This is a genomic window from Enterobacter sp. DTU_2021_1002640_1_SI_PRY_ASU_LCPMC_013 (assembly GCF_032389435.1).
Classification (GTDB): Bacteria; Pseudomonadota; Gammaproteobacteria; order Enterobacterales; family Enterobacteriaceae; genus Enterobacter; species Enterobacter hormaechei_C.
In genome coordinates, this window is sequence record NZ_CP135594.1 from 3,795,497 (window position 1) to 3,822,004 (window position 26,508).

The 26,508-nt window shown below is 57.6% G+C and carries 25 protein-coding genes and 5 tRNA genes; 9 read left to right on the top strand and 21 right to left on the bottom strand.

Annotated elements, in window-relative coordinates:
* Positions 1-26: 26 nt before the first annotated feature.
* The 18 genes from luxS to mltB form a co-directional block, all read right to left on the bottom strand.
* Positions 27-542: an S-ribosylhomocysteine lyase gene (gene luxS, locus RS584_RS18095; RefSeq protein WP_017382778.1), complete on the bottom strand. Its 516-nt coding sequence runs from the start codon at positions 540-542 to the stop codon at positions 27-29.
* 151 nt (positions 543-693) lie between these two features.
* Complete coding sequence (gene gshA / locus RS584_RS18100) at positions 694-2,238, bottom strand: glutamate--cysteine ligase (protein WP_315748414.1); 1,545 nt, start codon at positions 2,236-2,238, stop codon at positions 694-696.
* An 83-nt stretch (positions 2,239-2,321) separates the two neighbouring features.
* Positions 2,322-2,750, bottom strand: coding sequence for a YqaA family protein (locus tag RS584_RS18105; protein WP_017692791.1), 429 nt, complete (start codon positions 2,748-2,750; stop codon positions 2,322-2,324).
* Positions 2,747-3,313 (bottom strand): fructose-1-phosphate/6-phosphogluconate phosphatase, encoded by a 567-nt coding sequence (gene yqaB / locus RS584_RS18110; protein WP_015571665.1) that lies wholly within the window; start codon positions 3,311-3,313, stop codon positions 2,747-2,749. Before yqaB ends, RS584_RS18105 begins: the two co-directional genes overlap by 4 nt.
* 117 nt (positions 3,314-3,430) lie before the next feature.
* Positions 3,431-3,507: transfer RNA gene (locus RS584_RS18115), tRNA-Arg, on the bottom strand.
* A 64-nt stretch (positions 3,508-3,571) separates the two neighbouring features.
* A tRNA-Arg gene (locus RS584_RS18120) sits at positions 3,572-3,648 on the bottom strand.
* A gap of 64 nt (positions 3,649-3,712) precedes the next feature.
* Positions 3,713-3,789 (bottom strand) — tRNA-Arg (locus RS584_RS18125).
* Positions 3,790-3,853: 64 nt separating this feature from the next.
* Positions 3,854-3,930: transfer RNA gene (locus tag RS584_RS18130), tRNA-Arg, on the bottom strand.
* Positions 3,931-3,934: 4 nt separating this feature from the next.
* Positions 3,935-4,027: transfer RNA gene (locus tag RS584_RS18135), tRNA-Ser, on the bottom strand.
* Positions 4,028-4,369: 342 nt separating this feature from the next.
* Positions 4,370-4,555 carry a carbon storage regulator CsrA gene (gene csrA / locus RS584_RS18140; protein WP_000906486.1) on the bottom strand — a complete coding sequence of 62 codons (186 nt, stop codon included), beginning with the start codon at positions 4,553-4,555 and terminating at the stop codon, positions 4,370-4,372.
* Positions 4,556-4,796: 241 nt separating this feature from the next.
* Positions 4,797-7,424 (bottom strand): alanine--tRNA ligase, encoded by a 2,628-nt coding sequence (gene alaS / locus RS584_RS18145; RefSeq protein ID WP_047365802.1) that lies wholly within the window; start codon positions 7,422-7,424, stop codon positions 4,797-4,799.
* A 131-nt stretch (positions 7,425-7,555) separates the two neighbouring features.
* Positions 7,556-8,056 carry a recombination regulator RecX gene (gene recX, locus RS584_RS18150; protein ID WP_017382782.1) on the bottom strand — a complete coding sequence of 167 codons (501 nt, stop codon included), beginning with the start codon at positions 8,054-8,056 and terminating at the stop codon, positions 7,556-7,558.
* Between the two features lie 68 nt (positions 8,057-8,124).
* A complete protein-coding gene (recA, locus tag RS584_RS18155) occupies positions 8,125-9,183 on the bottom strand; it encodes a recombinase RecA (RefSeq protein ID WP_015571667.1) in 1,059 nt (352 codons plus the stop codon).
* Between the two features lie 89 nt (positions 9,184-9,272).
* Entirely contained in the window at positions 9,273-9,770 is a 498-nt protein-coding gene (gene pncC / locus RS584_RS18160) for a nicotinamide-nucleotide amidase (RefSeq protein WP_003862172.1), read from the bottom strand.
* A 130-nt stretch (positions 9,771-9,900) separates the two neighbouring features.
* Complete coding sequence (locus RS584_RS18165; RefSeq protein WP_315748415.1) at positions 9,901-10,779, bottom strand: metal ABC transporter substrate-binding protein; 879 nt, start codon at positions 10,777-10,779, stop codon at positions 9,901-9,903.
* 14 nt (positions 10,780-10,793) lie between these two features.
* A complete protein-coding gene (locus RS584_RS18170; protein ID WP_015571669.1) occupies positions 10,794-11,654 on the bottom strand; it encodes a metal ABC transporter permease in 861 nt (286 codons plus the stop codon).
* Positions 11,651-12,304: a metal ABC transporter ATP-binding protein gene (locus RS584_RS18175; protein WP_017382783.1), complete on the bottom strand. Its 654-nt coding sequence runs from the start codon at positions 12,302-12,304 to the stop codon at positions 11,651-11,653. The genes RS584_RS18170 and RS584_RS18175 overlap by 4 nt, the downstream gene beginning before the upstream one ends.
* A 269-nt stretch (positions 12,305-12,573) precedes the next feature.
* Positions 12,574-13,674, bottom strand: coding sequence for a lytic murein transglycosylase B (gene mltB, locus RS584_RS18180; RefSeq protein ID WP_015571672.1), 1,101 nt, complete (start codon positions 13,672-13,674; stop codon positions 12,574-12,576).
* Between the two features lie 251 nt (positions 13,675-13,925).
* Here mltB and srlA point away from each other — a divergent pair, with 251 nt between their 5' ends.
* From srlA to gutQ, 7 genes are all read left to right on the top strand, one after another.
* Complete coding sequence (gene srlA / locus RS584_RS18185) at positions 13,926-14,489, top strand: PTS glucitol/sorbitol transporter subunit IIC (RefSeq protein WP_315748416.1); 564 nt, start codon at positions 13,926-13,928, stop codon at positions 14,487-14,489.
* Positions 14,486-15,445 (top strand): PTS glucitol/sorbitol transporter subunit IIB, encoded by a 960-nt coding sequence (locus tag RS584_RS18190; RefSeq protein WP_045141877.1) that lies wholly within the window; start codon positions 14,486-14,488, stop codon positions 15,443-15,445. The genes srlA and RS584_RS18190 overlap by 4 nt, the downstream gene beginning before the upstream one ends.
* A 12-nt stretch (positions 15,446-15,457) precedes the next feature.
* Positions 15,458-15,820: a PTS glucitol/sorbitol transporter subunit IIA gene (gene srlB / locus RS584_RS18195; protein ID WP_017692786.1), complete on the top strand. Its 363-nt coding sequence runs from the start codon at positions 15,458-15,460 to the stop codon at positions 15,818-15,820.
* A 14-nt stretch (positions 15,821-15,834) separates the two neighbouring features.
* Positions 15,835-16,614: a sorbitol-6-phosphate dehydrogenase gene (srlD, locus tag RS584_RS18200; RefSeq protein ID WP_017382786.1), complete on the top strand. Its 780-nt coding sequence runs from the start codon at positions 15,835-15,837 to the stop codon at positions 16,612-16,614.
* A gap of 91 nt (positions 16,615-16,705) precedes the next feature.
* Positions 16,706-17,065 (top strand): transcriptional regulator GutM, encoded by a 360-nt coding sequence (gutM, locus tag RS584_RS18205; RefSeq protein ID WP_032654767.1) that lies wholly within the window; start codon positions 16,706-16,708, stop codon positions 17,063-17,065.
* A 63-nt stretch (positions 17,066-17,128) separates the two neighbouring features.
* Positions 17,129-17,902, top strand: coding sequence for a DNA-binding transcriptional repressor (locus RS584_RS18210; RefSeq protein ID WP_045907400.1), 774 nt, complete (start codon positions 17,129-17,131; stop codon positions 17,900-17,902).
* On the top strand, positions 17,895-18,860 hold the full coding sequence (gene gutQ, locus RS584_RS18215) for an arabinose-5-phosphate isomerase GutQ (protein WP_015571677.1): 966 nt from the start codon (positions 17,895-17,897) through the stop codon (positions 18,858-18,860). The genes RS584_RS18210 and gutQ overlap by 8 nt, the downstream gene beginning before the upstream one ends.
* Here the strand turns inward: gutQ and norR are convergent.
* Complete coding sequence (norR, locus tag RS584_RS18220; RefSeq protein WP_017382788.1) at positions 18,857-20,371, bottom strand: nitric oxide reductase transcriptional regulator NorR; 1,515 nt, start codon at positions 20,369-20,371, stop codon at positions 18,857-18,859. The genes gutQ and norR overlap by 4 nt on opposite strands.
* Positions 20,372-20,558: 187 nt before the next feature.
* Here norR and norV point away from each other — a divergent pair, with 187 nt between their 5' ends.
* Together norV and norW are read left to right on the top strand one after the other, a co-directional pair.
* Complete coding sequence (norV, locus tag RS584_RS18225) at positions 20,559-22,007, top strand: anaerobic nitric oxide reductase flavorubredoxin (RefSeq protein WP_017692783.1); 1,449 nt, start codon at positions 20,559-20,561, stop codon at positions 22,005-22,007.
* Positions 22,004-23,137 carry an NADH:flavorubredoxin reductase NorW gene (gene norW / locus RS584_RS18230; RefSeq protein ID WP_039269942.1) on the top strand — a complete coding sequence of 378 codons (1,134 nt, stop codon included), beginning with the start codon at positions 22,004-22,006 and terminating at the stop codon, positions 23,135-23,137. The genes norV and norW overlap by 4 nt, the downstream gene beginning before the upstream one ends.
* Positions 23,138-23,263: 126 nt before the next feature.
* Here the strand turns inward: norW and RS584_RS18235 are convergent, their stop codons facing one another.
* Positions 23,264-24,286: a HoxN/HupN/NixA family nickel/cobalt transporter gene (locus RS584_RS18235; RefSeq protein WP_033487574.1), complete on the bottom strand. Its 1,023-nt coding sequence runs from the start codon at positions 24,284-24,286 to the stop codon at positions 23,264-23,266.
* Between the two features lies 1 nt (position 24,287).
* Complete coding sequence (gene hypF / locus RS584_RS18240; RefSeq protein WP_315748417.1) at positions 24,288-26,504, bottom strand: carbamoyltransferase HypF; 2,217 nt, start codon at positions 26,502-26,504, stop codon at positions 24,288-24,290.
* Between the last annotated feature and the right edge of the window lie 4 nt (positions 26,505-26,508).

Consider the following 26,508-nt stretch of genomic DNA (forward strand, 5'->3'; position numbering starts at 1 on the left):
GCCACCGGGCATCCACAGGCACGATACTAAATGTGCAGTTCCTGAAGTTTTTCTTTTGGCAGGGCCAGCTCGTCATTGCTGTTTACACGAACATCACGTTCGATGATATGACGGGCAATCTCCTGAGCTTCTTCCAGAGAGTGCATCTGGTAAGTGCCGCACTGGTAAACGTTCAGCTCAGGGATCTGGTTCTGCTCTTTCACCTTCAGCACGTCTTCCATCGCCGCTTTCCACGCATCCGCGACGCGTTTCTCATCAGGCTGACCAATCAGGCTCATGTAGAAACCGGTGCGGCAGCCCATCGGAGAGATATCGATGATCTCCACGCCGTTGCCGTTCAGGTGGTCGCGCATGAATCCGGCGAACAGGTGTTCCAGCGTGTGAATGCCTTTCTCTGGCATCACTTCTTTATTGGGCACGCAGAAGCGCAGGTCGAAAACGGTGATCGTGTCGCCGTGCGGCGTGTTCATGGTCTTCGCCACGCGGACTGCTGGTGCTTCCATACGGGTATGGTCGACAGTAAAGCTATCTAATAACGGCATACGTCACCTCCGATAGTGATTTTTTTAAAATAAACTGAACTCTTCTACAGAATGCGCGTCTGAGTATATGAAAGACGCGCATTTGTTATCATCATCCCTGAATTCAGAGATGTATATTTTGGCCACAGCGATGTGGCCTTTTTCTTTTGGTTCAGACCTGCTTCGCCAGAAACGCCTCAAACGACTCCGTATCTGCCGCTTCGACCTCTTTCTGACGCACAACGGACGCATCACGCTCTGTCACAAAATCCGCTTCGCTCAGGATCTCTAACGGCTCCTGCATCAGCATCTCACGGTACTCCGCTGAGAGTGAACGCCCTGTGCCACCAATTCCCTGCTCAATCATAGAACGCAGAATACGTGCTGAGAATGTCAGTTCCGGGTTATCAAAGCTTTCAACCAGTTCGTCGCAGACTTTCTGGTAAGCTTCGCCGCCGTACACGCTGTCCAGCGTCTGGGCTACGCGCTTCAGGTCATGGAACAGATCCTTCCCTACCTTAGACAGTGGGAACTGAGCCGTTTCACAGCCAATACCTAACGTCAGACCCGGCTTGCGCCCTTCCAGAATCACGCGATTCCAGTTGGCACGGGTACACAGCAGTTCGTCGGAACTCATTTCCGGCGCATCCGCCAGTACGCACCAGACCATAAACAGGTCAAGGAAGCGAACCTGCTGTTCGTCAACGCCAATCGGTGAGAACGGGTTGATATCCAGCGAGCGCACTTCAATGTATTCAATCCCGCCGCGCTGAAGCGCATCTGACGGGGTTTCACCGCTGCGCGTTACGCGCTTCGGACGAATAGGCGCATACAGCTCGTTTTCAATCTGCAATACGTTGGTGTTAATTTGCAGGCGCTTACCGTCTTTTTCGAGGCCGATTTTTTCGTACTCTTCCGACGGGGTTTTTATCGCCCGCTTCAAGCCTGCCACATATTCGTGCAGATCGTTAAACGTAATTCCGAGATTGCTTTGCGATTTATTGGTATAGCCAAGGTCGCTCAGGCGCAGGGAGGTCGCATACGGCAGGTAATACATGCCACATTCGGTCTTCTCGAACGGCAGCGTGGTCGGTTTCCCTTGCAGGAACGAAGAACAGACGGCCGGTGACGCGCCGAACAGATACGGAATAACCCAGCCAAAACGGTAGTAGTTGCGGATCAGGCGGAAATAGCCCGCGGAGATCGCTTCTTTATCCGTTTCACCGCACTTCGCCTGCCAGAACGCCATCGGCAGAGAGAAATTGTAGTGCACGCCAGAGATCGTCTGCATCAGTGCGCCGTAGCGATTTTTCAGTCCTTCGCGATACAGCGTTTTCAGCCGACCAATATTCGAGGTGCCGTACTGCGCCAGCTCGATATCCTGCCCCTGCTCGATATAGCACGGCATGCTGAGCGGCCACATACGCTCGTCGCCGAGGTTGCGGGCGGTGAAGCGATGCACGTCGCGCATGATCGTCAGCATATGATCAATATCACCGTCTACTGGCGTGATGAACTCCAGCAGCGCTTCGGCGAAATCGGTTGTGATCCATTTATGTGTCAGCGCCGAGCCTAACGCCTTCGGGTGTCCCGTAGTCGCTAAGCTACCATCCGCATTTACGCGCAGCGTTTCGCGCTCAAGCCCACGCTGAATACCCTTCAGTGCCTGAGGGTGATTTTCCAGCCAGGCCAGCGCCTGTGATACGTCCGGGATCAATTTGACCTCCCGCCTGTCAAAAAATTGTCACTCAGCATAATTGTAATGGTTGACGATTGAAGGTCGCGAATTCATTCCACCAATTAGTGCCACCACGTCATACCCTGTAGTGTTACCCATGCCAGTAAAACATAGCGTAACGCCTTGCCAAGGCACAAAAAAAAGAGCACCGGTCCCCAGGAAATGCGCATCCATCCCGCCAGCAGACACAGTAAATCGCCTATTACAGGCATCCAGCTTAATAACAGCGTGGCAGCGCCATAGCGTTTTAGCCAGCCCACTGCCTTTTCCTGCCAGCGAGATTTTTCGCGTAGCGGAAAGAAACGTCCAAGAATAACGTTAGTCAGCCCTCCAAGGCTATTACCCATTGTTGCTATTAAGACCAGCAACCAGGGCTGACTTACGCCGGACAACAGCATCGCCACCAGCACCACTTCCGAATTCCCCGGTAAGAGGGTGGAGCTTAAAAAACTGCTGGCGAATAATGAAGCGAGTGACAGCGCGTCACTCACAGTAAGCGAACGTCCACCGCCGCCATTCCGGCATCACGCGCGGCCTGAATGCCAAAATCAGCATCTTCAAACACCACGCATTTTGCAGGTGGAACACCCATTAATTCTGCACAGAGCAGGAAGGTATCCGGTGCGGGTTTGTGATGTTTAACATGATCGGCAGCAACGACGGCAGAAAAATAGTGGCGCAGGCCAAGGTGGTTGAGCAGCGCTTCAGCAATCGCGCTCTCGCTGCCCGTACCGACAGACATAGGACGACGCCCGTGCCACTCCTTGACGACGTCAATGAGTGGTAAAGGCTGCACGGTGTCTAACAGTATGGCTTTTACCGCGTCGGTTTTTTCACGCGCGAGCTGATGCGGGTCGAGATCGGCCTGATTCAGCTCAATCACGGCCTGTGCGATACGCCAGGTGGGCGATCCGTTGAGGGCAATCATCGCCTGTAAATCAAAACGCATACCGTAACGGCCCAGGACTTCGGTCCAGGCCTGACGATGCGTGGGTTCGGTATCCAGGAGGGTGCCGTCCATGTCGAAGATCAAACCGTCATACTGTGCGTACATCGTGCTCTCGCTAAACGATTAACAAAGCATTACTTTATCGTAAAAGGGGATTTTTGTCGCTGACAGAGAGAGTGATTGCTGACGAAACGTCGAAGGAATAAACAAAGGGGGAGAATATGGTGCATCCGGGAGGATTCGAACCTCCGACCGCTCGGTTCGTAGCCGAGTACTCTATCCAGCTGAGCTACGGATGCATCGGGATTTACTGCTGTACTTCTCGATACTCATATCACTTCAAAAGCAATATGAATTAAAAAATGGTGCATCCGGGAGGATTCGAACCTCCGACCGCTCGGTTCGTAGCCGAGTACTCTATCCAGCTGAGCTACGGATGCATCGGGATTTACTGCTGTACTTCTCGATACTCATATCACTTCAAAAGCAATATGAAGTAAAAAATGGTGCATCCGGGAGGATTCGAACCTCCGACCGCTCGGTTCGTAGCCGAGTACTCTATCCAGCTGAGCTACGGATGCATCGGGATTTACTACTGTACTGCTCGATATTCATATCACTTCGAAAGCAATATGAAGTAATAGATGGTGCATCCGGGAGGATTCGAACCTCCGACCGCTCGGTTCGTAGCCGAGTACTCTATCCAGCTGAGCTACGGATGCAAAATGGCGGTGAGGCGGGGATTCGAACCCCGGATGCAGCTTTTGACCGCATACTCCCTTAGCAGGGGAGCGCCTTCAGCCTCTCGGCCACCTCACCACACAACGCCTCTTTCGAGTGCTTCGAGCAACTCGTTAAGAGCTTCTCGTCGCTGCGTGGCGCATATATTACTTTCTGGGACTTATAAGTCAAACAATTTTCCACATGCTTTTTTCGTTTGCACAATTCGCACCCAATTCGCATGTAAAAGCCGCAAAGAGAGTGTTTTATAAGCGGATTTTGCAGGCATCTTCACAGAATTGTGTTGAGAGAAGCGCGTCTTTTGGATGAGATAAGATTATGAGAGTGGTCAAAAACGAAGCGTTTGAAATAGAACGGTAACTTTATGCAGGAAAAATAGCAGGAGGGTTGCGTCCCGCCCGACAGCGAGACGCGACAATATCAGTAACTGGACTGCTGGGATTTTTCAGCCTGGATACGCTGGTAGATCTCTTCACGGTGGACAGATACTTCTTTAGGAGCGTTAACACCAATACGTACCTGGTTACCCTTTACCCCTAAAACTGTCACGGTGACCTCATCCCCAATCATGAGGGTCTCACCAACTCGACGAGTCAGAATCAGCATTCTTTGCTCCTTGAAAGATTAAAAGAGTCGGGTCTCTTGTATCCCGGCATTATCCATCATATAACGCCAAAAAGTAAGCGATGACAAACACGTAAAGTGTAAGCAGTCACGGCATCACATTCTGTTAAACGTAAGTTTAGCCGATATACACAAACTCAACCTGACTTTATCGTTATCGATAGCGCAGTGAGCAAGACGCCATAACGTTACCGCTATGGCGTCTGCTTGTGCTTTGTAGTTATTACAGTTTCGCGCTTACCCAGCTTTCAACGCTGGCTAATGCTGCGGGAAGTGCCGCCGCATCCGTACCACCGGCTTGCGCCATGTCCGGACGACCGCCACCTTTGCCACCCACCTGCTGGGCGACCATGCCAATCAGTTCCCCTGCTTTAACACGATCCGTCACATCCTTAGAGACGCCCGCAATCAGAGAAACCTTACCCTCTGCGACCGTTGCCAGCACGATAACCGTCGAACCAAGCTGGTTCTTCAGATCGTCGACCATGGTACGCAGCATCTTAGGCTCAACGCCCGCCAGATCGCTGACCAGCAGTTTGACGCCCTTAATGTCTACCGCTTTGCTGGAGAGGTTTGCGCTCTCCTGCGCCGCAGCCTGTTCTTTCAGCTGCTGAAGTTCTTTTTCCAGCTGACGGGTACGATCCAGCGCGACACGCACTTTTTCGCCCAGGTTCTGACTATCGCCTTTCAGCAGCTGCGCGATCTCGTGCAGCTGGTCGCTCTGCGCATGCAGGCTGGCAATCGCGCCTTCCCCGGTCACCGCCTCAATACGACGCACGCCTGCCGCCGTCCCCGACTCGGAAACGATGCGGAACAAGCCGATGTCACCGGTGCGGGATGCGTGAGTACCGCCACACAGTTCGGTAGAGAAGTCGCCCATGCTCAGCACGCGAACGCGGTCGTCATATTTCTCGCCAAACAGCGCCATCGCACCTTTCTTCTTCGCTGCCTCGAGATCCATGATGTGGGTTTCGATTGGCAGGTTACGGCGGATCTGGGCATTCACCAGGTCTTCCACCGCACGAATTTCAGACGGCTTCATCGCTTCAAAATGCGAGAAGTCGAAACGCAGCACTTTGTCATTAACCAGAGAACCTTTCTGTGCAACGTGCGTACCCAGCACTTCGCGCAGGGCTGCGTGCATCAGGTGGGTTGCCGAGTGGTTCAGACGAATGCGCGCGCGGCGAGCTTCGTCAACGTTGGCCTGAACGCCCTCGCCCACTTTCAGAGAGCCGGAAACCAGTTTGCCCTGGTGACCAATTGCCTGACCGTATTTCTGGGTATCGCTTACGCTGAAGCTGAAGCCATTGCCTTTCAGTTCGCCTTTATCGCCAACCTGGCCGCCCGATTCCGCATAGAACGGCGTTTTATCCAGGATAACAACCGCTTCCTGGCCCGCGCTAATGCTGTCTACGGCTTTACCGTCAACAAACAGCGCGGTCACGTTGCTGGTCAGGGCCAGCTCTTCGTAGCCTTTAAATTCAGACGCGCTATCAACGCGGATCATCGCGTTGTAGTCCGCGCCAAAACCGCTGGATTCACGCGCACGACGACGCTGCTCTTCCATTGCGGCTTCAAAGCCTGCTTCGTCAACTTTGATGTTGCGCTCGCGGCAAACGTCAGCCGTCAGGTCAACCGGGAAGCCGTAGGTGTCGTACAGGCGGAAAGCGGTTTCGCCATCCAGCGTGTCGCCCTTGAGTTTCGCCAGCTCGTCGTCCAGCAGCGCCAGACCGCGTTCCAGCGTACGGGCAAACTGCTCTTCTTCGGTTTTCAGAACCTGTTCAACCTGCGCCTGCTGGCGTTTCAGCTCATCGCCGGCAGAGCCCATTACGCCAATCAGTGGCCCAACGAGTTTATAGAAGAAGGTGTCCTTCGCGCCCAGCATGTTGCCATGGCGGATCGCACGACGAATGATACGACGCAGCACATAGCCACGGTTTTCATTCGACGGGGTAACGCCGTCAGCAATCAGGAACGCACAGGAACGAATATGGTCTGCGATAACGCGCAGTGATTTGTTGCTCAGATCGGTTGCGCCCGTTACCTCAGCAACGGCTTTGATCAGGGTGCTGAACAGGTCAATCTCATAGTTGGAGTTAACGTGTTGCAGAACGGCCGCGATACGCTCAAGGCCCATACCGGTATCTACGGACGGTTTTGGCAGCGGCTCCATGGTGCCGTCGGCCTGACGGTTGAACTGCATGAAGACGATGTTCCAGATCTCAATGTAGCGATCGCCATCTTCTTCCGCGCTTCCCGGAGGGCCACCCCAGATGTGGTCGCCATGATCGTAGAAGATCTCGGTGCACGGACCGCAAGGGCCGGTGTCGCCCATCTGCCAGAAGTTATCAGACGCGTAAGGCGCGCCTTTGTTGTCACCGATACGGATGATACGTTCGCGCGGGATACCCACTTCTTTTTCCCAGATGTCGAACGCTTCGTCATCGGTCTCATACACGGTCACCCACAGACGCTCTTTCGGCAGATTGAACCAGTTTTCACCGGTCAGCAGTTCCCACGCGTATTGAATGGCGTCGTGTTTGAAATAGTCGCCGAAGCTGAAGTTACCCAGCATTTCGAAGAAGGTGTGGTGGCGCGCGGTGTAACCGACGTTTTCCAGATCGTTGTGTTTACCGCCCGCACGCACGCAACGCTGTGAGGTTGTGGCGCGGGAATAATTACGCTTGTCGAGACCAAGGAACACATCCTTGAACTGGTTCATCCCGGCGTTGGTAAACAGCAGAGTCGGGTCATTGTTCGGTACCAGGGAGCTGCTGGCAACAACCTGGTGTCCCTTACTATGGAAAAAATCGAGAAACGCCTGACGGATCTCAGCGGTGCTCTTGCTCATAATTATCCTGAAATCAAGCTAACGAAATGTCGCAGCAGATCTGTATCTGTAAACAGTTGGACGGACCAGCTACTGGAAAAAGTGGGAATAAGATAAGTTTTCTTTAGTGGGAAGTAAAATCCCGCATGCGTTCAATCGGTAAAATTACGCCAGATATCCTGAATATCTTCCATCAGGAAGCCGCGGTAGAGCAAAAAGCGCTGGATTTTAACTTTTTCTGAAAATTCACGCGGCAGCGGCTCACCGTACTTTCGTACCGCCTGCTCACGCGCCAGTTCGCACCAGTCAATTTCACTTTCGCGCATGGCTTTTTCAATCGATTCACGGGCTACCCCTTTCTGGTTCAGCTCCTGGCGGATACGCGCTGGCCCATAGCCTTTACGACCACGGCTGGCAAGAAAGCGAGCGGCAAAACGGCCGTCATCCAGATAGTGATGCTCGTAGCACCAGGCAACCACGCGGTCATAATCTTCCGCGGTGGCATCAATGTCTTCCGGACCGTTTTTGCTCATGACGGGCGCTGACAGTTTCCGCCGCAGCTCCTGTTCGCTATGGTCACGCACGGCAAGAATACGCACGGCCCGATCCAGCAAGCGTGAGTAGGCTGGTCGGCGTGATGTCGGTTCACTCATAAAAAACCTGTCGATTCAGAAATGCAAAAAGGGCCGCATCAGCAGCCCTTCATTTTTATCCGAGAGGATTAAAAGTCTTCGTTGGTTTCTTCAGCATCCGCGCCGTCGACCACGAAATCAGGTTTAGAGTCCTGGTTGTTCAGCAGGAGTTCACGCACCTTCTTCTCAATCTCTTTCGCCGCCGCCGGGTTCTCTTTCAGCCAGGAGATAGCATTCGCTTTACCCTGACCAATCTTGTCACCGTTGTAGCTGTACCATGCGCCCGCTTTTTCAATCAGCTTCTCTTTCACGCCCAGGTCAACCAGCTCGCCGAGGAAGTTGATACCTTCGCCGTAGAGGATCTGGAACTCAGCCTGTTTGAACGGTGCTGCGATTTTGTTCTTCACAACCTTCACGCGGGTTTCGCTACCGACTACGTTATCCCCCTCTTTCACCGCACCGATACGGCGGATATCCAGACGGACAGAAGCGTAGAATTTCAGAGCGTTACCGCCGGTGGTGGTTTCCGGGTTACCGAACATTACACCAATTTTCATACGGATCTGGTTGATGAAGATCAGCAGCGTATTGGACTGCTTGAGGTTACCCGCCAGCTTACGCATCGCCTGGCTCATCATACGTGCCGCGAGGCCCATGTGAGAGTCACCGATTTCACCTTCAATTTCCGCTTTTGGCGTCAGCGCCGCAACGGAGTCGACGATGATCACGTCAACCGCGCCTGAGCGCGCCAGCGCGTCACAAATTTCCAGTGCCTGCTCGCCGGTGTCCGGCTGGGAGCACAGCAGGTTGTCGATATCAACGCCCAGTTTACGGGCATAGACCGGGTCCAGCGCGTGCTCGGCATCGATAAACGCACAGGTTTTACCTTCGCGCTGTGCCGCCGCAACAACCTGCAACGTCAGGGTAGTTTTACCCGAGGATTCCGGACCGTAGATTTCTACGATACGGCCCATCGGCAAACCGCCAGCGCCCAGTGCGATATCAAGAGAAAGCGAACCAGTGGAGATAGTTTCCACATCCATGGAACGGTCTTCACCCAGGCGCATGATGGAGCCTTTACCGAATTGCTTTTCGATCTGGCCCAGTGCTGCCGCCAACGCTTTCTGTTTGTTTTCGTCGATAGCCATTATTACTCCTGTCATGCCGGGAGAAGCAACTGCGCTTCACCATGGACTTCTGTTCTGTTGAGGCAATTATACTGTATAGTCATACAGTATCAAGTATTTTGTAGAAATTGTTGCCAGAGCGTTTTTAACGCGTATTCCGTTGCCTGACGACGCACGCTTTCGCGGTCGCCGCTGAAGCATTCCCGGCGGGTGATCCCTTCACCTTTTGAGGTGGCAAAGCCAAACCAGACGGTGCCGACAGGCTTCACGTCGCTGCCGCCGTCCGGCCCCGCGATACCGCTGATGGAGATAGCGTAATCTGCGCGCGCCTCTTTCAGCGCGCCAATCGCCATCTCGATCACCACCGGCTCGCTGACCGCGCCATGCTGCTCAAGCGTGGCTTCACGCACGCCAATCATCTGCGCTTTAGCCTCGTTACTGTAGGTCACAAAGCCGCGTTCAAACCAGGCGGAACTGCCAGCAATATCGGTAATTGCTTTCGCCACCCAGCCGCCGGTGCAGGATTCTGCGGTCGTGAGAGTCGCGCCGCGCTGTTTCAGCGCCAGCCCCACCACTTCGCTTAGCTGCATCAATTCATGGTCAGTCATTCTCGCTCCAGGCCTTAGAAAAACATGCAGCACAAGATAGCACTTTCTCATCAAATATGGGGATGCGCGTCGGGTTTTACGAGGGGGCTTCAGAAAAAAGCCGATGCGGGCGCACCGGCCAGAGAGACGCTTATTTCATGCTGTTAGCGAGGGTGTCCACATTGTGGCGAAACGCCTTGACGTAGGTCTCCGCCACGCCGCCCTTCGCGGACAGCGCTTCCGGGTAAAGTTCACCACCCGGCTGGGCGCCCGTGGCGGTCGCAATCTGCTTCACCAGGCGAGGGTCAAGCTGGTTTTCCATAAACCAGGTTTTCACGCCGTCAGCTTTAATCTGATTGATGATCTCCGCTACCTGCGCCGCGCTGGCTTCACTCTCAGACGACAGCCCCTGCGGCGCCATAAACGTCACGCCGTAGGCGCGGCTGAAATAGCCGAAGGCGTCGTGGCTGGTCAGCACTTTGCGCTTCGCCTGTGGGATGTCGCTGAAACGCTTTTTAGCCCAACCGTCCAGCTGAGAGAGCTGCGCAATATAGGGTTTACCGGTAGCTTCAAGCGCCGCCGTATCTTCAGGATCGGCCTTCACCAGCCCTGAGAGAATATTTTGCGCATACAGCGCGCCGTTCGCCGCGCTGTTCCACGCGTGCGGATCGGTCACGGTTTTACCGTCCTCTTCCAGCGTGAGCGTTTTCACGCCGTCCGAAGCAACCACCAGTTGGCCTTTGAATCCGGAGGCTTTCACCAGACGGTCGAGCCAACCCTCCAGCCCCAGCCCATTGACCACCACCACGTCAGCTTTACTCAGCGCCGCGCTGTCTTTGGGCGAGGGTTCGAAAGTATGGGGATCACCGTCCGGCCCCACCAGCGTCGTCACCTTTACACGATCGCCGCCAACCTGCTGCGTGATGTCTCCCAGGATGGAAAAGCTGGTCACCACATTAAGCGTTTTCGCCATTACGCCGTGCGTCATCATGCCGAGCGCGAGCGCCACGGCTAACCCTGTACGTTTCATCGTTTCCCCTTGCGTTAAAAAAGCGCCCGCAGGCTATCCGCCAGCCTGCTGCGCGTGCCAAATAAAACTGAAATAAAGAACAATGCGCTGGCAGTCAGCACAATGGAGGGCCCGGCGGGCAGACTCACTGCCCAGGAAAGGCTTAAGCCCAGCCACGCGCAAAAAATACCGCTGATACCCGCCATCAAAAGTAACCCTGGCAATGTGCGCACCCAGCAGCGTGCCGCCACGGCGGGTAACATCATCAGCCCGACGGCCATCAGCGTGCCGAGCACCTGAAAACCGGCTACCAGGTTGAGCACCAGCAGCGCCAGAAACAGACCGTGTAACATCCCGGGCAGCCAGCGCGCGTTCACCTGCAACCACGCGGTATCAAACGCTTCGCTGACCAGCCCCCGATAAAAAATCGCCAGCGTGAGGAGCGTGAACATGCAAACGCCCGTCACGAACAGGGCTGACGCGCTATCCACGGCGAGAATGGAGCCAAACAGAAGATGAAGCAGATCGACATTTGAACCGCGCAGCGACACCAGCGTGACGCCCAGCGCCAGCGAGCCCAGGTAAAACCCCGCGAAGCTGGCATCCTCTTTAAGCGGCGTGCGGCGGCTGACCAGCCCGGCCACCAGCGCAACGGCGATCCCGGCAATAAACCCGCCGACAGTCATTGCCAGCAGCGACATCCCGCTGAGCAGATAGCCCACCGCGACACCCGGCAAAATGGCGTGAGAAAGGGCGTCCCCCATCAGGCTCATCCGACGCAGCTGAAGAAATACGCCCAGCGCAGTGGTGCTGACGGAGAGCGCCAGGCAAACCACCAGCGCGCGCCGCATAAAGCCGTACTCAATAAACGGCTGGAAGAAGAGATGCCAGATCATGCCACCCTCACCCGCTCGGTTTTCCAGTGCGGCGTATCAGCATCCAGCCGCAGCGTTTGTGGGAAGTGGCGCGAGACGCGTTCGCTGTCGTGCAGTACCGCCAGCAGGGTCTGCCCCTGCATATACATCTCCAGCATCAGATCCATCAGCACGTTGCAGGTCGCTTCATCGACGCCGGTGAAAGGCTCATCCAGCATCACCAGCGGCGCCTGCTGCACCAAAACGCGGGCAAACAGCATGCGCTGAAACTGGCCGCCGGAAAGTTCATCTATGGTAGAGAACGCCATGGACTCCAGCCCCACGCGCTCCAGCGCGCCAGCAATGCGCATGCGGGTATCCCGACGAAAACCGGCAAACAGTGAGATTGCTGGCCAGCAGCCCATACTCACCACGTCCTGCACGGTCAGAGGAAATTGCGCCTCCAGCGCGTGACGCTGCGCCAGCCAGCCCACCACCGGACGTCTCCCCTGCCAGCGAAACGTACCGCTGACGGGCGGAATAAAGCCGGCGAGCGTTTTCAGCAGCGTGGATTTGCCGCAGCCGTTGGCCCCGACGATAGCGGTCATGCTCCCGCGTTCAATCACGCCGGACAGCGCGCGCGTAACGGGCTGGCGATCGTAACCCGCCACCAGGTCGTTCATCACGATCATGGCAACGCCACCGCCCAGCGCACGGCCAGGCCGAGAAACAGAATGAGCACCAGCGCCAGCAGCAGCCGAACCGGGGATGAGAGAGAAAACAGGGACATGGAAATCTCAATTCAAAAATAATGTTATAACATAACAATAATGAAAGTCGATTAAGATGTAAACGGTGGGAGTGAAATGGGAGTGTGGCGAAATGTTTCTGCGGGAAGAAGGGTGCGCGCGGGTGCCCTCACCCCAGCCCTCTCCCACAGGGAGAGGGGGAATAAAGTGACTTACTGACTAAACGGTGACGCCGCCGGCACACGCGCCTGAGACACCGCCAGCCCCAGCTGCCACACCGCCATCGCATAGTGCGTGCTGTGGTTGTAGCGGGTAATGGTGTAGAAGTTCGGCAGCCCGAACCAGTACTGATAACCGGTTCCGACATCCAGGCGCAGCAGGCTCACCTGGTCAACATTGCCCAGCGGCTGCGACGGCGTTAAGCCTGCCGCAGCCAGCTGCGCCACGCTGTATTTGGTTTTAAATCCGTTTTCCAGACCAAACGCTTCGCCGTTCGCCTGTACCGCCACCTGGCCGCCCGGCGTCCAGCCATGCGCTTTGAAGTAGTTGGCCACGCTGCCAATGGCGTCTTCGGGATCCCACAGGTTGATGTGACCATCCCCGTTAAAATCTACCGCGTACTGCTTATAGGAGGACGGCATAAACTGGCCGTAGCCCATTGCCCCGGCGAACGACCCTTTCAGATCGAGCGGATCGTCCTGTTCGTCTCGCGCCATCAGCAGGAAGGTTTCCAGCTCGGAAGAGAAATACTCGGCGCGGCGCGGGTAGTTGAAGGAGAGCGTCGCCAGCGCATCAAGGATGCGGGTTTTACCCATAATGCGTCCCCAGCGGGTCTCGACCCCAATAATACCGACGATGATCTCCGGCGGCACGCCATAGACCTGCCACGCACGGTTCAGGGCGTCTTCATACTGATTCCAGAACACCACGCCATTCTGCACGTTGTCCGGGGTAATAAACTGTTTGCGATAGCGCAGCCACGCGCCGTTTGGCCCGGTCGGCACCTGGGCTGTCGGCGCCTGCCTGTCCATCAGGCGCAGCACATAGTCCAGACGCTTCGCCTGAGACAAAATGGCATGCAGCTGCTGGCGGTCAAAACCGTGCTTGCTCACCATTTTATCGATGAACTGTTCGGCCGCAGGGTTATTCGCGAAGTCGCCGCCCATCTGCATCATATTGTGCTGCGGCTCCAGCAGGAATCCTCCGGAAGGCGCGCCCGCCGTTGGCTGAGCGGCTTCGGTCTTGGGTTTGCTACTACAGGCGGACAGGAGAATAAGCGCAGGCAACAGCGCTGCATAACGACGCTTGAACATGTGGCATCCATTTAACGAGTTCGGTAAGAACCCAGTATGGTAAAGCATCCCCAACTCCTCAAGGAAGCGGTACGCACCTCCCCAACGCAAATCCGTGCTTTTTTCCACCAAAAATTATTCACCTCACCAATAAACTTTCAAAATAATACATTTTTCTTTCATTGTGAGATCTAATTAACACTTTAAAACCTTTCAAAGTGATTATTATTAGCCACAGATAGACAAAAACAAACGCCCTACAGGAGAGAAGAATGATAGAAACCATCACCCACGGCGCCGAGTGGTTCATCGGGCTGTTTCAGAAAGGCGGCGAGGTATTCACCGGCATGGTGACCGGGATCCTGCCCCTGCTGATCAGCCTGCTGGTGATCATGAACGCCCTGATTGACTTTATCGGCCAGCAGCGTATTGAACGCTTCGCCCAGCGCTGTGCCGGCAATCCGCTGTCCCGCTACCTGATCCTGCCCTTCATCGGCACCTTTGTGTTCTGCAACCCGATGACCTTAAGCCTCGGCCGCTTTATGCCAGAGAAGTACAAGCCGAGTTATTACGCCGCCGCCTCCTACAGCTGCCATTCAATGAACGGCCTGTTCCCGCACATTAACCCCGGCGAGCTGTTTGTTTACCTCGGGATTGCCAGCGGTCTCACTACGCTGGGACTGCCGCTCGGCCCGCTGGCGGTGAGCTATCTGCTGGTCGGCCTGGTGACCAACTTCTTCCGCGGCTGGGTAACGGACCTCACTACCGCCATTTTTGAGAAAAAAATGGGCATTCAGCTTGATGAGAAAGTCCAGCTTTCGGGAGCCACAGTATGAACCGGATCCGCATAGAGAAAGGCACGGGCGGCTGGGGCGGCCCGCTGGAGTTCGACGCCACCGAAGGCAAAAAGATCGTCTACATCACCGCGGGCACGCGCCCGGCGATCGTCGACACGCTGCGCGAGCTGACCGGCTGGGAAGCAGTCGACGGCTTCAAAGAGGGTGAGCCGCCGGAAGCGGAAATCGGCGTGGCGGTAATCGACTGCGGCGGCACGCTGCGCTGCGGCATCTACCCGAAGCGCCGCATTCCGACGGTGAATATTCACTCCACGGGCAAATCAGGCCCGCTGGCGCAGTACATCCTTGAGGACATTTATGTCTCGGGCGTGAAGGAGGACAACATCACGCTGGTAAATGGCACACCCGCGCCGCAAAAAGCAGCCCCGCGCGACTACGACACCAGCAAAAAAATCACCGAGCAGAGCGACGGCCTGCTGGCGAAGGTCGGGATGGGGATGGGGTCCGCCGTGGCGGTTCTGTTTCAGTCCGGGCGCGACACCATCGACACGGTGCTGAAAACCATTCTGCCGTTTATGGCGTTCGTCTCGGCGCTGATCGGCATCATCATGGCCTCCGGCCTCGGCGACTGGATTGCCCACGGCCTCGCCCCGCTCGCCAGCCACCCGCTCGGCCTGGTGACGCTGGCGCTGATCTGCTCCTTCCCGCTGCTGTCGCCGTTTCTTGGCCCGGGCGCGGTGATTGCCCAGGTCATCGGCGTGCTGATTGGCGTGCAGATTGGTCTGGGGAATATTCCCCCGCACCTCGCCCTGCCCGCCCTGTTTGCCATTAACGCTCAGGCGGCGTGCGACTTCATCCCCGTCGGGCTGTCGCTGGCGGAAGCGCGCCAGGAGACCGTGCGCGTGGGCGTCCCCTCCGTGCTGGTGAGCCGCTTCCTGACGGGCGCGCCAACGGTGCTAATTGCCTGGTTTGTCTCCGGCTTTATTTATCAATAAGAGGTTCCTGCCATGACCGTGATTTACCAGACCACCATTACCCGCATCGGCCAGAGCGCGGCCGATGCGCTGAGCGACCAGATGCTGATCACCTTCCGCGAAGGCGCCCCGGCAGATATCGAAGAGTTTTGCTTTATCCACTGCCACGGCGAGTTAAACGGCGAGCTGAAGGCCGGTGGCCAGCTGGAGCTGGGCAAGGCGCGCTATGCCGTAACCGCCGTCGGTGACGTCGCCGAGCAAAACCTGCGCGAGCTGGGGCACATCACCTTGCGTTTCGACGGCCAGCCGCGGGCGGAGTATCCCGGCACGGTTCACGTTGAGGGGCCGGTTCCGCAGGCTGTCACCCCAGGCTGCACGTTAAAATTTATTTCGTAATAAAGGAGAGACACATGAGTCAGGTTGCCGTTGTCATTGGTGGGGGACAAACCTTAGGCGAGTTCCTCTGCCATGGGCTTGCCGCAGAGGGCTACCGCGTGGCGGTCGTGGATATTCAGAGTGAGAAAGCCGCCCGCGTAGCGGACGCCATCAACACCGAATTTGGCGAAGGGATGGCGTATGGATTTGGCGCCGACGCCACCAGCGAGCAGAGCGTGATGGCGCTGGCCCGCGGCGTGGATGAGATTTTTGGTCGCACCGATCTGCTGGTCTACAGCGCGGGGATTGCGAAAGCGGCCTTTATCAGCGATTTCGAACTGGGGGATTTTGATCGCTCGTTGCAGGTGAATCTGGTGGGCTATTTCCTCTGCGCCCGCGAATTTTCCCGTCTGATGATCCGCGACGGTATTCAGGGTCGCATCATTCAGATCAACTCAAAATCGGGGAAAGTGGGCAGCAAGCACAACTCCGGCTACAGCGCGGCGAAGTTTGGCGGCGTCGGGCTGACGCAGTCTCTGGCGCTGGATCTGGCCGAATACGGCATAACCGTGCACGCGCTGATGCTAGGTAACCTGCTGAAATCCCCGATGTTCCAGTCCCTGCTGCCGCAGTATGCCGCCAAACTTGGCATCAAAGCGGAGGACGTCGAACAGTACTACATCGACAAAGTGCCGCTGAAGCGCGGGTGCGATTATCAGGACGTGCTGAACATGCTGCTGTTTTACGCCAGCCCGAAAGCCTCGTACTGCACCGGGCAGTCGATTAACGTCACCGGTGGGCAGGTGATGTTCTGAGTTCATTCCCCGGTGGCGCTGCGCTTACCTGGGCTACAATCCCCGTAGGCCGGGTAAGGCGCAGCCGCCACCCGGCAGTTAAGGAGCCGATATGGTCACCGCACTCATCACCGTCGCCGCCCTCGCCTGGCTTTGCCAGATGGCGTTTGGCGGCTGGCAAATCCATCAGTTTAACCGTGCCTTTGACGCCCTGTGCCAGAAAGGCCGCGTGGGCGTCGGGCGTTCCGGCGGACGCTTTAAACCGCGGGTTGTCGTCGCTATTGCGCTGGATGAAAACAATATGGTTTGCGATTCCCTCATCATGCGCGGCGTAACGGTGTTTGCCCGTCCGACCAAAATCCAGGCGATCGACGGCATTTCGCTGCATGAATTACAACCTGATGTGATCTTCCCCCATGATTCACTCTGTCAGAATGCACTATCATTAGCGCTCAATCTGAAACATGGATAATTTCGTTGTGAAAGTTATAAACTTGCGGAATTATCATTTCGCAACGTAAGGAACGAAGCGCCTATGAAACCACGTCAGCGGCAGGCGGCCATACTTGAGCATCTGCAAAAGCAGGGAAAGTGCTCGGTAGAGGATCTGGCCCACTACTTTGACACCACCGGCACGACAATACGCAAGGACCTGGTGTTGCTCGAAAACTCCGGCGCCGTCATTCGTACCTACGGCGGCGTGGTGCTCAATAAAGACGAAACCGACCCGCCTATCGACCACAAAACGCTGATCAATACCCACCAGAAAGCGCTGATTGCCGAAGCCGCCGTCAAATTTATCCAGGACGGCGATTCCATTATCCTCGACGCAGGCAGTACCGTCCTACAGATGATCCCGCTGCTCAGCCGCTTTAATAACATCACCGTGATGACCAACAGCCTGCACATCGTCAATGCCCTGTCAGAGTTCGACAGCGAGCAGACCATCCTGATGCCCGGCGGCACCTTCCGTAAAAAATCCGCGTCGTTTCACGGGCAGCTGGCGGAGAATGCCTTCGACCACTTCAGCTTCGATAAGCTGTTTATGGGCACGGACGGCATCGACCTCAACGCGGGCGTGACCACCTTCAACGAGGTGTTCAGCGTCAGCAAAGCGATGTGCAACGCCGCGCGGGAAGTGATTTTGATGGCGGACTCGTCGAAATTTGGCCGTAAAAGCCCCAACATTGTCTGTAGCCTTGAAAGCGTCGATAAGCTGATTACCGACGCAGGTATCGATCCGGCATTTAAAAAAGCGCTGGAAGCGAAGGGCATCGACGTGATCGTAACCGGAGAGAAAAATGAGTGATTTTCTGTTAAACGCAGGCCGTCAGACCCTGCTGCTGGAGCTACAGGAAGCCAGCCGCCTGCCGGAACGTCTGGGTGAGGATTTTGTTCGTGCAGCCAACACCATTATCCACTGCGAGGGCAAAGTGATCGTGGCGGGTATCGGTAAATCCGGTCATATCGGCAAGAAGATTGCCGCGACGCTTGCCAGCACCGGCACCCCGGCGTTCTTCGTGCATCCTGCCGAAGCGCTGCACGGCGATCTGGGGATGATCGAAAGCCGCGACGTGATGCTGTTTATCTCCTACTCCGGTTCAGCCAAAGAGCTGGATCTCATCATCCCTCGCCTGCAAGAAAAATCGGTGGCCCTGTTAGCGATGACCGGCAAATCCCGTTCGCCGCTGGCGCTGGCCGCGAAAGCAACGCTGGATATTTCCGTTGAGCGCGAAGCCTGTCCGATGCACCTGGCACCGACCTCCAGCACCGTCAACACGCTGATGATGGGCGACGCCCTGGCGATGGCGGTGATGCAGGCGCGCGGTTTTAATGAGGAAGATTTCGCCCGCTCCCATCCTGCGGGCGCGCTTGGGGCTCGTCTGCTCAACAAAGTTCACCACCTGATGCGCACGGACGATGCCATTCCTCAGGTCAAACTCGACACCAGCGTGATGGACGCCATGCTGGAGCTGAGCCGCACCGGGCTGGGGCTGGTTGCGGTATGCGACAATGACCGCCAGGTGAAGGGCGTCTTCACCGACGGCGACCTGCGCCGCTGGCTGGTGGGCGGCGGCAAGCTGGAGGCGCGGGTATCCGAAGCAATGACCCAGGGCGGGCTGACGCTGAATGCCGACAGCCGCGCGATTGAAGCCAAAGAGGTGCTGATGAAGCGCAAAATCACCGCCGCGCCGGTGGTGGACGAGCACGGCAGGCTGTGCGGCGCGATCAACCTGCAAGACTTCTACCAGGCGGGGATTATTTAACCCTTCAGCCCCAGACGTTTCGCCAGCCTGTGAAGGTTGGCGACGTCCATCTCCAGCGCCCGCGCGCACGCCGCCCAGCTGCGGTTATTCTGCTCCAGCGCGCGGGCGATCATCTGACGCTGGAACGCATCCGTCGCCTCGCGCAGGTTTTCGTTCACGCTCTCAGGTATCACCGGCTTCACGGGCGGCATCGTTTCCTCATGCAGCGCGAAATGGCGCGCATGAATAACCACTTCATCCCCCGAACGCGTTGCCCGCGCCAGCACCACCGCGCGGTGGATCGCATGTTCCAGCTCACGCACGTTACCCGGCCAGCCGTAGCTCAGCAGGTGCGTCCTCGCGCCGGGACTTAGCACCACGCGGGAAAGCCCCATTTTGAGCCGACACTGTTCGCAGAAAAAGCCCGCCAGCAGAACCACATCCTCGCCCCGCTCGCGCAGCGGCGGCACCGTGAGCGGGAACACGCTCAGACGGTGGAACAGATCGGCGCGGAAATTCCCCGCCAGCACCTCTTCGCGCAGATCGCGGTTCGTCGCCGCCAGCACGCGCACATCCACGCGTAAGCTGCGATCGTCTCCCACGCGTTGAATATCGCCATACTGCAACACCCGCAGCAGTTTGGCCTGGAGCGAAAGGGAGAGTTCGCCAATTTCATCGAGGAACAGCGTGCCGTTATCAGCCATTTCGAACTTGCCGCTGCGGTTGCTGATCGCCCCGGTAAAGGCCCCTTTGACGTGTCCGAACAGCTCGCTTTCCGCCACGCTTTCCGGCAACGCCGCGCAGTTGAGATAGACCAGCGGATTCACCGCACGGGGCGAGGCTTCGTGGATCGCTTTTGCCACCAGCTCTTTACCGGTGCCGGTCTCCCCGAAGATCAGCACGTTCAAATCAGACGCGGCGACAATCTCAATCTCTTTTTTGAGCTGCGCCATGCCCGGCGAAAGGCCGATCATTTCGGTGTGCGCCACCTGCTCAAACGCCGTCGGGCTACCCGGAAGAATATTCTGGCTCTCCAGCTGTTCTATCAGCAGGGCGTTGTTCAGCGCCCCGGCCGCCAGCGCGGCAATCAGCCGTAGCTCTTCGTCGCTGAAGGTATCGAACTGATCAGGCGACATGCCGTCGAGGGTTAACGCGCCAATCAGGTTCTGCCCGGCAAACAGCGGCAGGCCGATACAGGCGTGCACCTTCAGGCTCTCCTGTCCGGGGATCAGGCCGTCGTAAGGATCGGGCAGATCGCTGTCTGCCGGGAAACGCACCACGTCACCCGCGCGGGCGATGGTTTCCAGACGCGGGTGGCCCTCAAGGGTAAAGCGCCGCCCGAGTACGTCCTTCGCCAGACCGTCGATAGCCAGCGGAATAAACTGCCGCCCTTCGTAACGCAGCAGCGCCGACGCATCGCAATCCAGCACGTGGCGCAACGTGGAGATCAGCCGCTGAAAGCGGTCCTGATGACCAATACCGGTTTGCAGTTCTATGGCGATCTTCGCCAGCACATCTACGGAAAAGCTCATCTCTGCCTCACTGTCATTTTGACAATACATAGTGTCATATTGACAACTTTTAAGATAGTCAAAATGACTACCCACTAAAGAGCATCGAAACGAAAACACATTATTTTCAATAAGTTAAAAAGTTGGCACGCAACTTGATATATGACAGTCATCTTATTTGAAAACGCCGTATTAAGTTGAGGTTGCTATGTCTATTCTGGTTAAAAATAACATTCATTGGGTGGGTCAACGTGACTGGGAAGTACGTGATTTTCACGGGACGGAATACAAAACGCTGCGCGGCAGCAGCTACAACAGCTATCTCATTCGTGAAGGTAAAAACGTCCTGATCGATACCGTCGATCACAAATTCAGCCGCGAGTTCGTGCAGAATCTGCGCAGCGAAATCGATCTGAATGAGATCGACTACATTATCATCAACCACGCGGAAGAGGATCATGCCGGGGCGCTGACCGAGCTGATGTCCCACATTCCGGATACCCCGATCTACTGCACCACCAACGCCATTGACTCCATCAACGGCCACCACCACCATCCGGAGTGGAACTTCCACACCGTGAAAACCGGCGACACGCTGGATATCGGCAATGGCAAACAGCTGATCTTCGTGGAAACCCCAATGCTGCACTGGCCGGACAGCATGATGACCTACATGACCGGTGACGCGGTGCTGTTCAGTAACGACGCCTTCGGCCAGCACTACTGTGACGAACGTCTGTTCAACGACGAAGTGGATCAGACCGAGCTGTTCGAACAGTGCCAGCGCTACTACGCCAACATCCTGACCCCGTTCAGCCGTCTGGTCACGCCAAAAATCACCGAGATCCTCGGCTTCAACCTGCCGGTGGATATGATTGCCACCTCCCACGGCGTGGTATGGCGTGAAAATCCAACCCAGATTGTCGAACTGTACCTGAAGTGGGCGGCGGACTATCAGGAAGATCGCATCACCATCTTCTACGACACCATGTCCAACAACACCCGCATGATGGCGGACGCCATTGCCCAGGGCATCAACGAAGTTGACCCGAACGTGGCGGTGAAAATCTTCAACGTGGCGCGCAGCGATAAGAATGAGGTATTGACCAACGTCTTCCGCTCCAAAGGCGTGCTGGTGGGTACCTCCACCATGAATAACGTGATGATGCCGAAAATTGCCGGACTGGTGGAAGAGATGACCGGCCTGCGCTTTCGTAACAAACGCGCCAGCGCCTTTGGTTCACACGGCTGGAGCGGCGGCGCGGTAGACCGTCTCTCCACCCGTTTACAGGATGCCGGTTTTGAGATGTCCCTGAGCCTGAAGGCGAAATGGCGTCCGGATCTCGACGCGCTGGAAATCTGTCGTCAGCACGGTCGCGACATTGCCCGCCAGTGGGCGCTTGCGCCGCTGCCGGAAACCGCACCCGCCGCGGCGGTTACGCCGAAAGCTGTAGCAGAAGCCGCTCCTGCCGCTGCCGACCTTGGCCCTTGCATGCAGTGCAGCGTCTGCCAGTGGATTTACGATCCTGAGCTGGGCGAGCCGTTGCAGGATGTCGCGCCGGGTACGCCGTGGAGCGAGGTGCCGGACAACTTCCTCTGCCCGGAATGTTCCCTCGGGAAAGACGTCTTTGATGAACTGGCAACGGAGGCAAAATGAGCCACGGCATCGTCATTATCGGCTCGGGCTTTGCCGCCCGCCAGCTGGTGAAAAATATCCGCAAACAGGATGCTAACGTGCCGCTGACGGTGATCGCCGCCGACAGCATGGATGAGTACAACAAGCCTGATTTAAGCCACGTCATTAGCCAGAATCAGCGCGCCGACGATCTCACCCGCCAGACGGCGGGGGAGTTCGCAGAACAGTTTAACCTGCGTCTGTTTCCGTACACCTGGGTCACCGATATCGACGCCGACGCCCACGTGGTGAACGCGAAAGATAAAACCTGGCAGTACGACAAACTGGTGCTGGCGACGGGGGCATCGGCGTTTGTGCCGCCGGTTGAGGGCCGCGAGCTGATGGTCACGCTCAACAGCCAGCAGGAGTATCAGGCCAGCGAGACCCTGTTACGCGACGCCACGCGGGTGATGATTGTCGGCGGCGGACTGATTGGCACCGAGCTGGCGATGGACTTCTGCCGGGCGGGAAAATCCGTCACCCTGGTTGACCACGCGGCCAGCATTCTGTCAGCGCTGATGCCAGCAGAAGTAAGCAGTCGCTTACAGCATCGTCTGACCGACATGGGCGTGCATCTGCTGCTGAAATCGCAGTTACAGAGCCTAAGCAAAACCGAAACCGGCATTTGTGCGACGCTCGACCGCAACCGCAGCGTGGAAGTGGATGTGGTTATTGCGGCGACGGGGTTGCGCCCGGAAACCGCGCTGGCGCACCGCGCGGGCGCAGAGATCAATCGCGGCGTGAAGGTGGATAGCTACCTGCAAACCACCCGGCCGGACATTTATGCCCTGGGCGACTGCGCGGAAATTAACGGCCAGGTGCTGCCGTTCCTGCAACCGATTCAGTTAAGCGCCATGTTCCTGGCGAAAAACCTGCTCGGCGGCAACGCCCCGGTGAAATTACCCGCCATGCTGGTGAAGGTAAAAACGCCGGAACTACCGCTGCATCTCGCAGGTGAAACGCAGCGTCAGGATCTGGACTGGGAGATTGTCCTTTCGCCTCAGGGCATGGTGGCGCGCGGCACCGATACCGACGGTCAGATGCGCGCCTTTGTCGTCAGCGAAGACAGAATGAAGGAGGCCTTCGCGCTGCTGAAATCGCTACCAGCTTAACCCTCGTCATGCCGGGTGGCGCTCCGCTTACCCGGCCTACAGTACTGCCACGCTTACTTAACCTTTGGATTTTGTTGTCCACCGCCCCGATGTCCCGGGGCTTTTTTTATCGCTACACTTTCAGCGTCAGGAGCGCACCACCAGCGCGTCATAACCGCGCCAGCGATAGTTCGCCATCGAGATCAGCCAGCAGGCGACAAACAGCCCGACCACCACAAATCCGGCGTCGCCCAGGTTATCGTTCACCGCGCCAATCAGATCCCACACGCCGCCGCTGAGGGCGAACTTGTCCATCAGCAGACCCAGCGCTTCCAGGCCACCGATAAACAGCGCCACCACCACCGAAGTGCCGGTGATGGTCATGTTGTAGTAGAGCTTGCGCTGCGGCTTGTTAAACGCCCAGCCGTAGGCACCCACCATCAGCAGGTTATCGAGCGTATCCACCAGCGCCATGCCGCTGGCGAAGAGCGCCGGGAAGATCATGATCGACCACACCGACATCCCGCTGGAGGCGCTGGCGGCGGAGATCCCCAACACGCCGATTTCGGTGGCGGTGTCGAACCCCAGGCCGAACAGGAAACCGACCAGGTACATCTGCCAGCTTTTATTGACGAGGCGGAAGGTTTTGCCGAACAGCCAGTTCATGACGCCGCCCTGTGCAGGCAGCGTGATGTCGCCCTGCACGGGATTGCCGTGTTTCAGCGCCTGAAAACTGCGCCAGACGCCGCGCAGGATCACCATATTCACCAGCGCCATCGCCAGCAGGAAGGTGGCGGAGACGGCGGTGCCAATCAGGCTGCCGGTTTCGTGGAACCATGCCATGTTTTTCTGAAACGCCGTGGCGGTCGCGGCGATAGCAATGGAGGCCAGCACCACGATGGTGGAGTGTCCGAGGGAAAACCATGCGCCCACGCCGGACGGGCGCTTGCCCTGCTGCATCATTTTACGCGTCACGGTATCAATCGCGGCGATATGGTCGGCATCCACCGCATGACGCAGTCCGTAACACCAGGCCAGCAGGCTGGCCGCCATCAGCGCCGTACTGCCGCTAAAGGTGTGCCACGCCAGCCCCCAGGCCAGCAGGTTAGCCATCCCGAGAGCCAGCAGCAGGCACGCTGCACGAGGTTCATTGCGTAAAAGTCGTAACATTTTAAATCCCTTGTGAACATGATCGGGCGGCAGCAACCACCGCCTGCCCGAAGGAGATCGCTCCGTCGCCTGCGGGCAGGCGCGAAGGAAAAAGAAGCGTGAAATCAGAAAGGTAATGACGAAGGCGCGCGCGCAGCAGGCGGTTGTGAAGGACGCCTCCGCTGAAGCACACCGTCGTGAGCGACCGTCGGCGGGCATGCGTTGCCGCCAGTTCGCTCAGCCCTTTTGCCAGCGCATCGTGAAAAGCCCAGGCACGCTCGCCGGGTTCCGCCCGCCAGGTAAGCCACTGTTGCCAGAACAGCGCAAGGTTATCCGTCTGGAGCGTCACCGGATGATCAACCCCTGCGCAGCGTTCGGCCAGCTCCTCCAGCCGGCACGCGGCTTCGCCCTCATAGCGTTGCGTTTCAATGCCCAGCGCACAGGCCACGGCGTCGAACAGACGACCACAGGAGGAGGCCCGCGGCGCATTGATACCGCGCGACACAGCCGTTGCCAGCAGCGGCCAGTTTTGACGCTGTACCACCTCTGTTTCCGGGTACTGCTGCCAGTCAGGTACGAACGCCAGACAGTGGGCGAGCAAATTGCGCCACGGCTGTTTTGCCGCCAGATCGCCCCCCGGCAGCGCAACGGCTGGCAGACCGCCCAGCCGTTCGCAGTCGCGATAGTTCACCCGCAGGCACTCGCCGCCCCACAGCGCGCCGTTCTCGCCCATGCCGATCCCGTCCAGGGTCAGGGCAATAACATCCCCGCCGTCGAGCGGCCAGCCATTCTCCGCCAGACACGCTGCCGCATGCGCATGATGATGCAGCACGGTCTCAACGGGCAGCGCCTGCGCCCGGGCCCACAGTCGGGCGTGATAACCCGGATGGGCATCGCACACCACGCGCTCAGGCTGAAAGGCGTAGATGTCCTGCATCGTCGAGAGCGCACTGCGCCACTGCGCCTCTACCCCCTCGTCGCTCAGATCGCCAAAATGCTGGCTCAGCACCGCCTGGTTGCCACGCACCAGGCTGAAGGTGTTTTTCATCTCCGCGCCGGTGCATAACATGGGCGGGATGTCGCGGAATCCGGCGGGCAATGTGATGGCATCCGGCACAAAACCGCGTGCGCGACGCAGCATCGTGCCCTCCTGGTCCATCACTGAATCATCCATCCGTTGCAGGATGTCGCGGTTGTGCAGCAGGAAGCCGTCAGCGATGTCACTGAGTTCTTCCAGCGCCTGCTGGTTGCTTATGGCGGGTGGATGGCCGCTGAGGTTGCCGGAGGTCATCACCAGCGGGCGCTGGCAGTCCAGCATCAGCAAATGCTGGAGCGGGTTCGCAGGCAGCATCACGCCGACCGTATCCAGCCCCGGCGCAATCTCCTCAGGAAACGCAGGAAGGCAGGCTTTTGGCGTCAGCACAATCGGCGCAGCGGGTGAACGTAACAGCGTCTGGATGGCCTCCGGCAGATCGTCCGCATGCGGGATCATCACCGCCAGCGGCCTGGTCGGGCGCTGCTTGCGTGCCCGTAATTTCCGAACCGCCTGCGGGTTAAGCGCGTCGCAGACCAGGTGAAAACCGCCCAGCCCTTTGACCGCCACAATCCCGCCGCCTTCCAGCATCGCCACCGCCGCGCTTAACGCCGATTCGCGGGTGGCAGCAGCCTCCCCGGCTCGCCACTCCATCTGCGGTCCGCAATCCGGGCAGGCCACCGGCTGGGCGTGAAAACGCCGGTCAGCCGGGTTGAGGTACTCCGTTTCACAGGGCACACAGAGCGGGAATGGCGCCATTGACGTGGCCGGGCGGTCATAGGGCATGGCGCGGATAATGGTAAACCGCGGCCCGCAGTGGGTGCAGTTGATAAACGGGTAGCGGTAGCGACGTTCGCGGGGATCGCGCATCTCCGCCAGGCATGCGGGACAGGTGGCGGCATCCGGGACGATTTGCGTGTCCATCGCCCCGCTCTCGCTGTGGCGGATGACAAACTCGTCCGGCAGCGTCGTCCAGCTGAACGGCTGCGTTTCAATGCGATCGATGCGCGCCAGCGGTGGGCAGTCCTGGCGCAGTCTCGCGGTAAAGTCACCCCCACTGCCCGCGAGACGCACCAGGACACCCTCTCCGTCGTTGCAGACGTCGCCTGCCAGCCCCAGCTGGTGCGCAAGCTGCCAGACGAAGGGACGAAATCCTACCCCCTGCACCTTGCCGCGCACCCGAAGCTGTACGCCATTAACGCGCATTGCA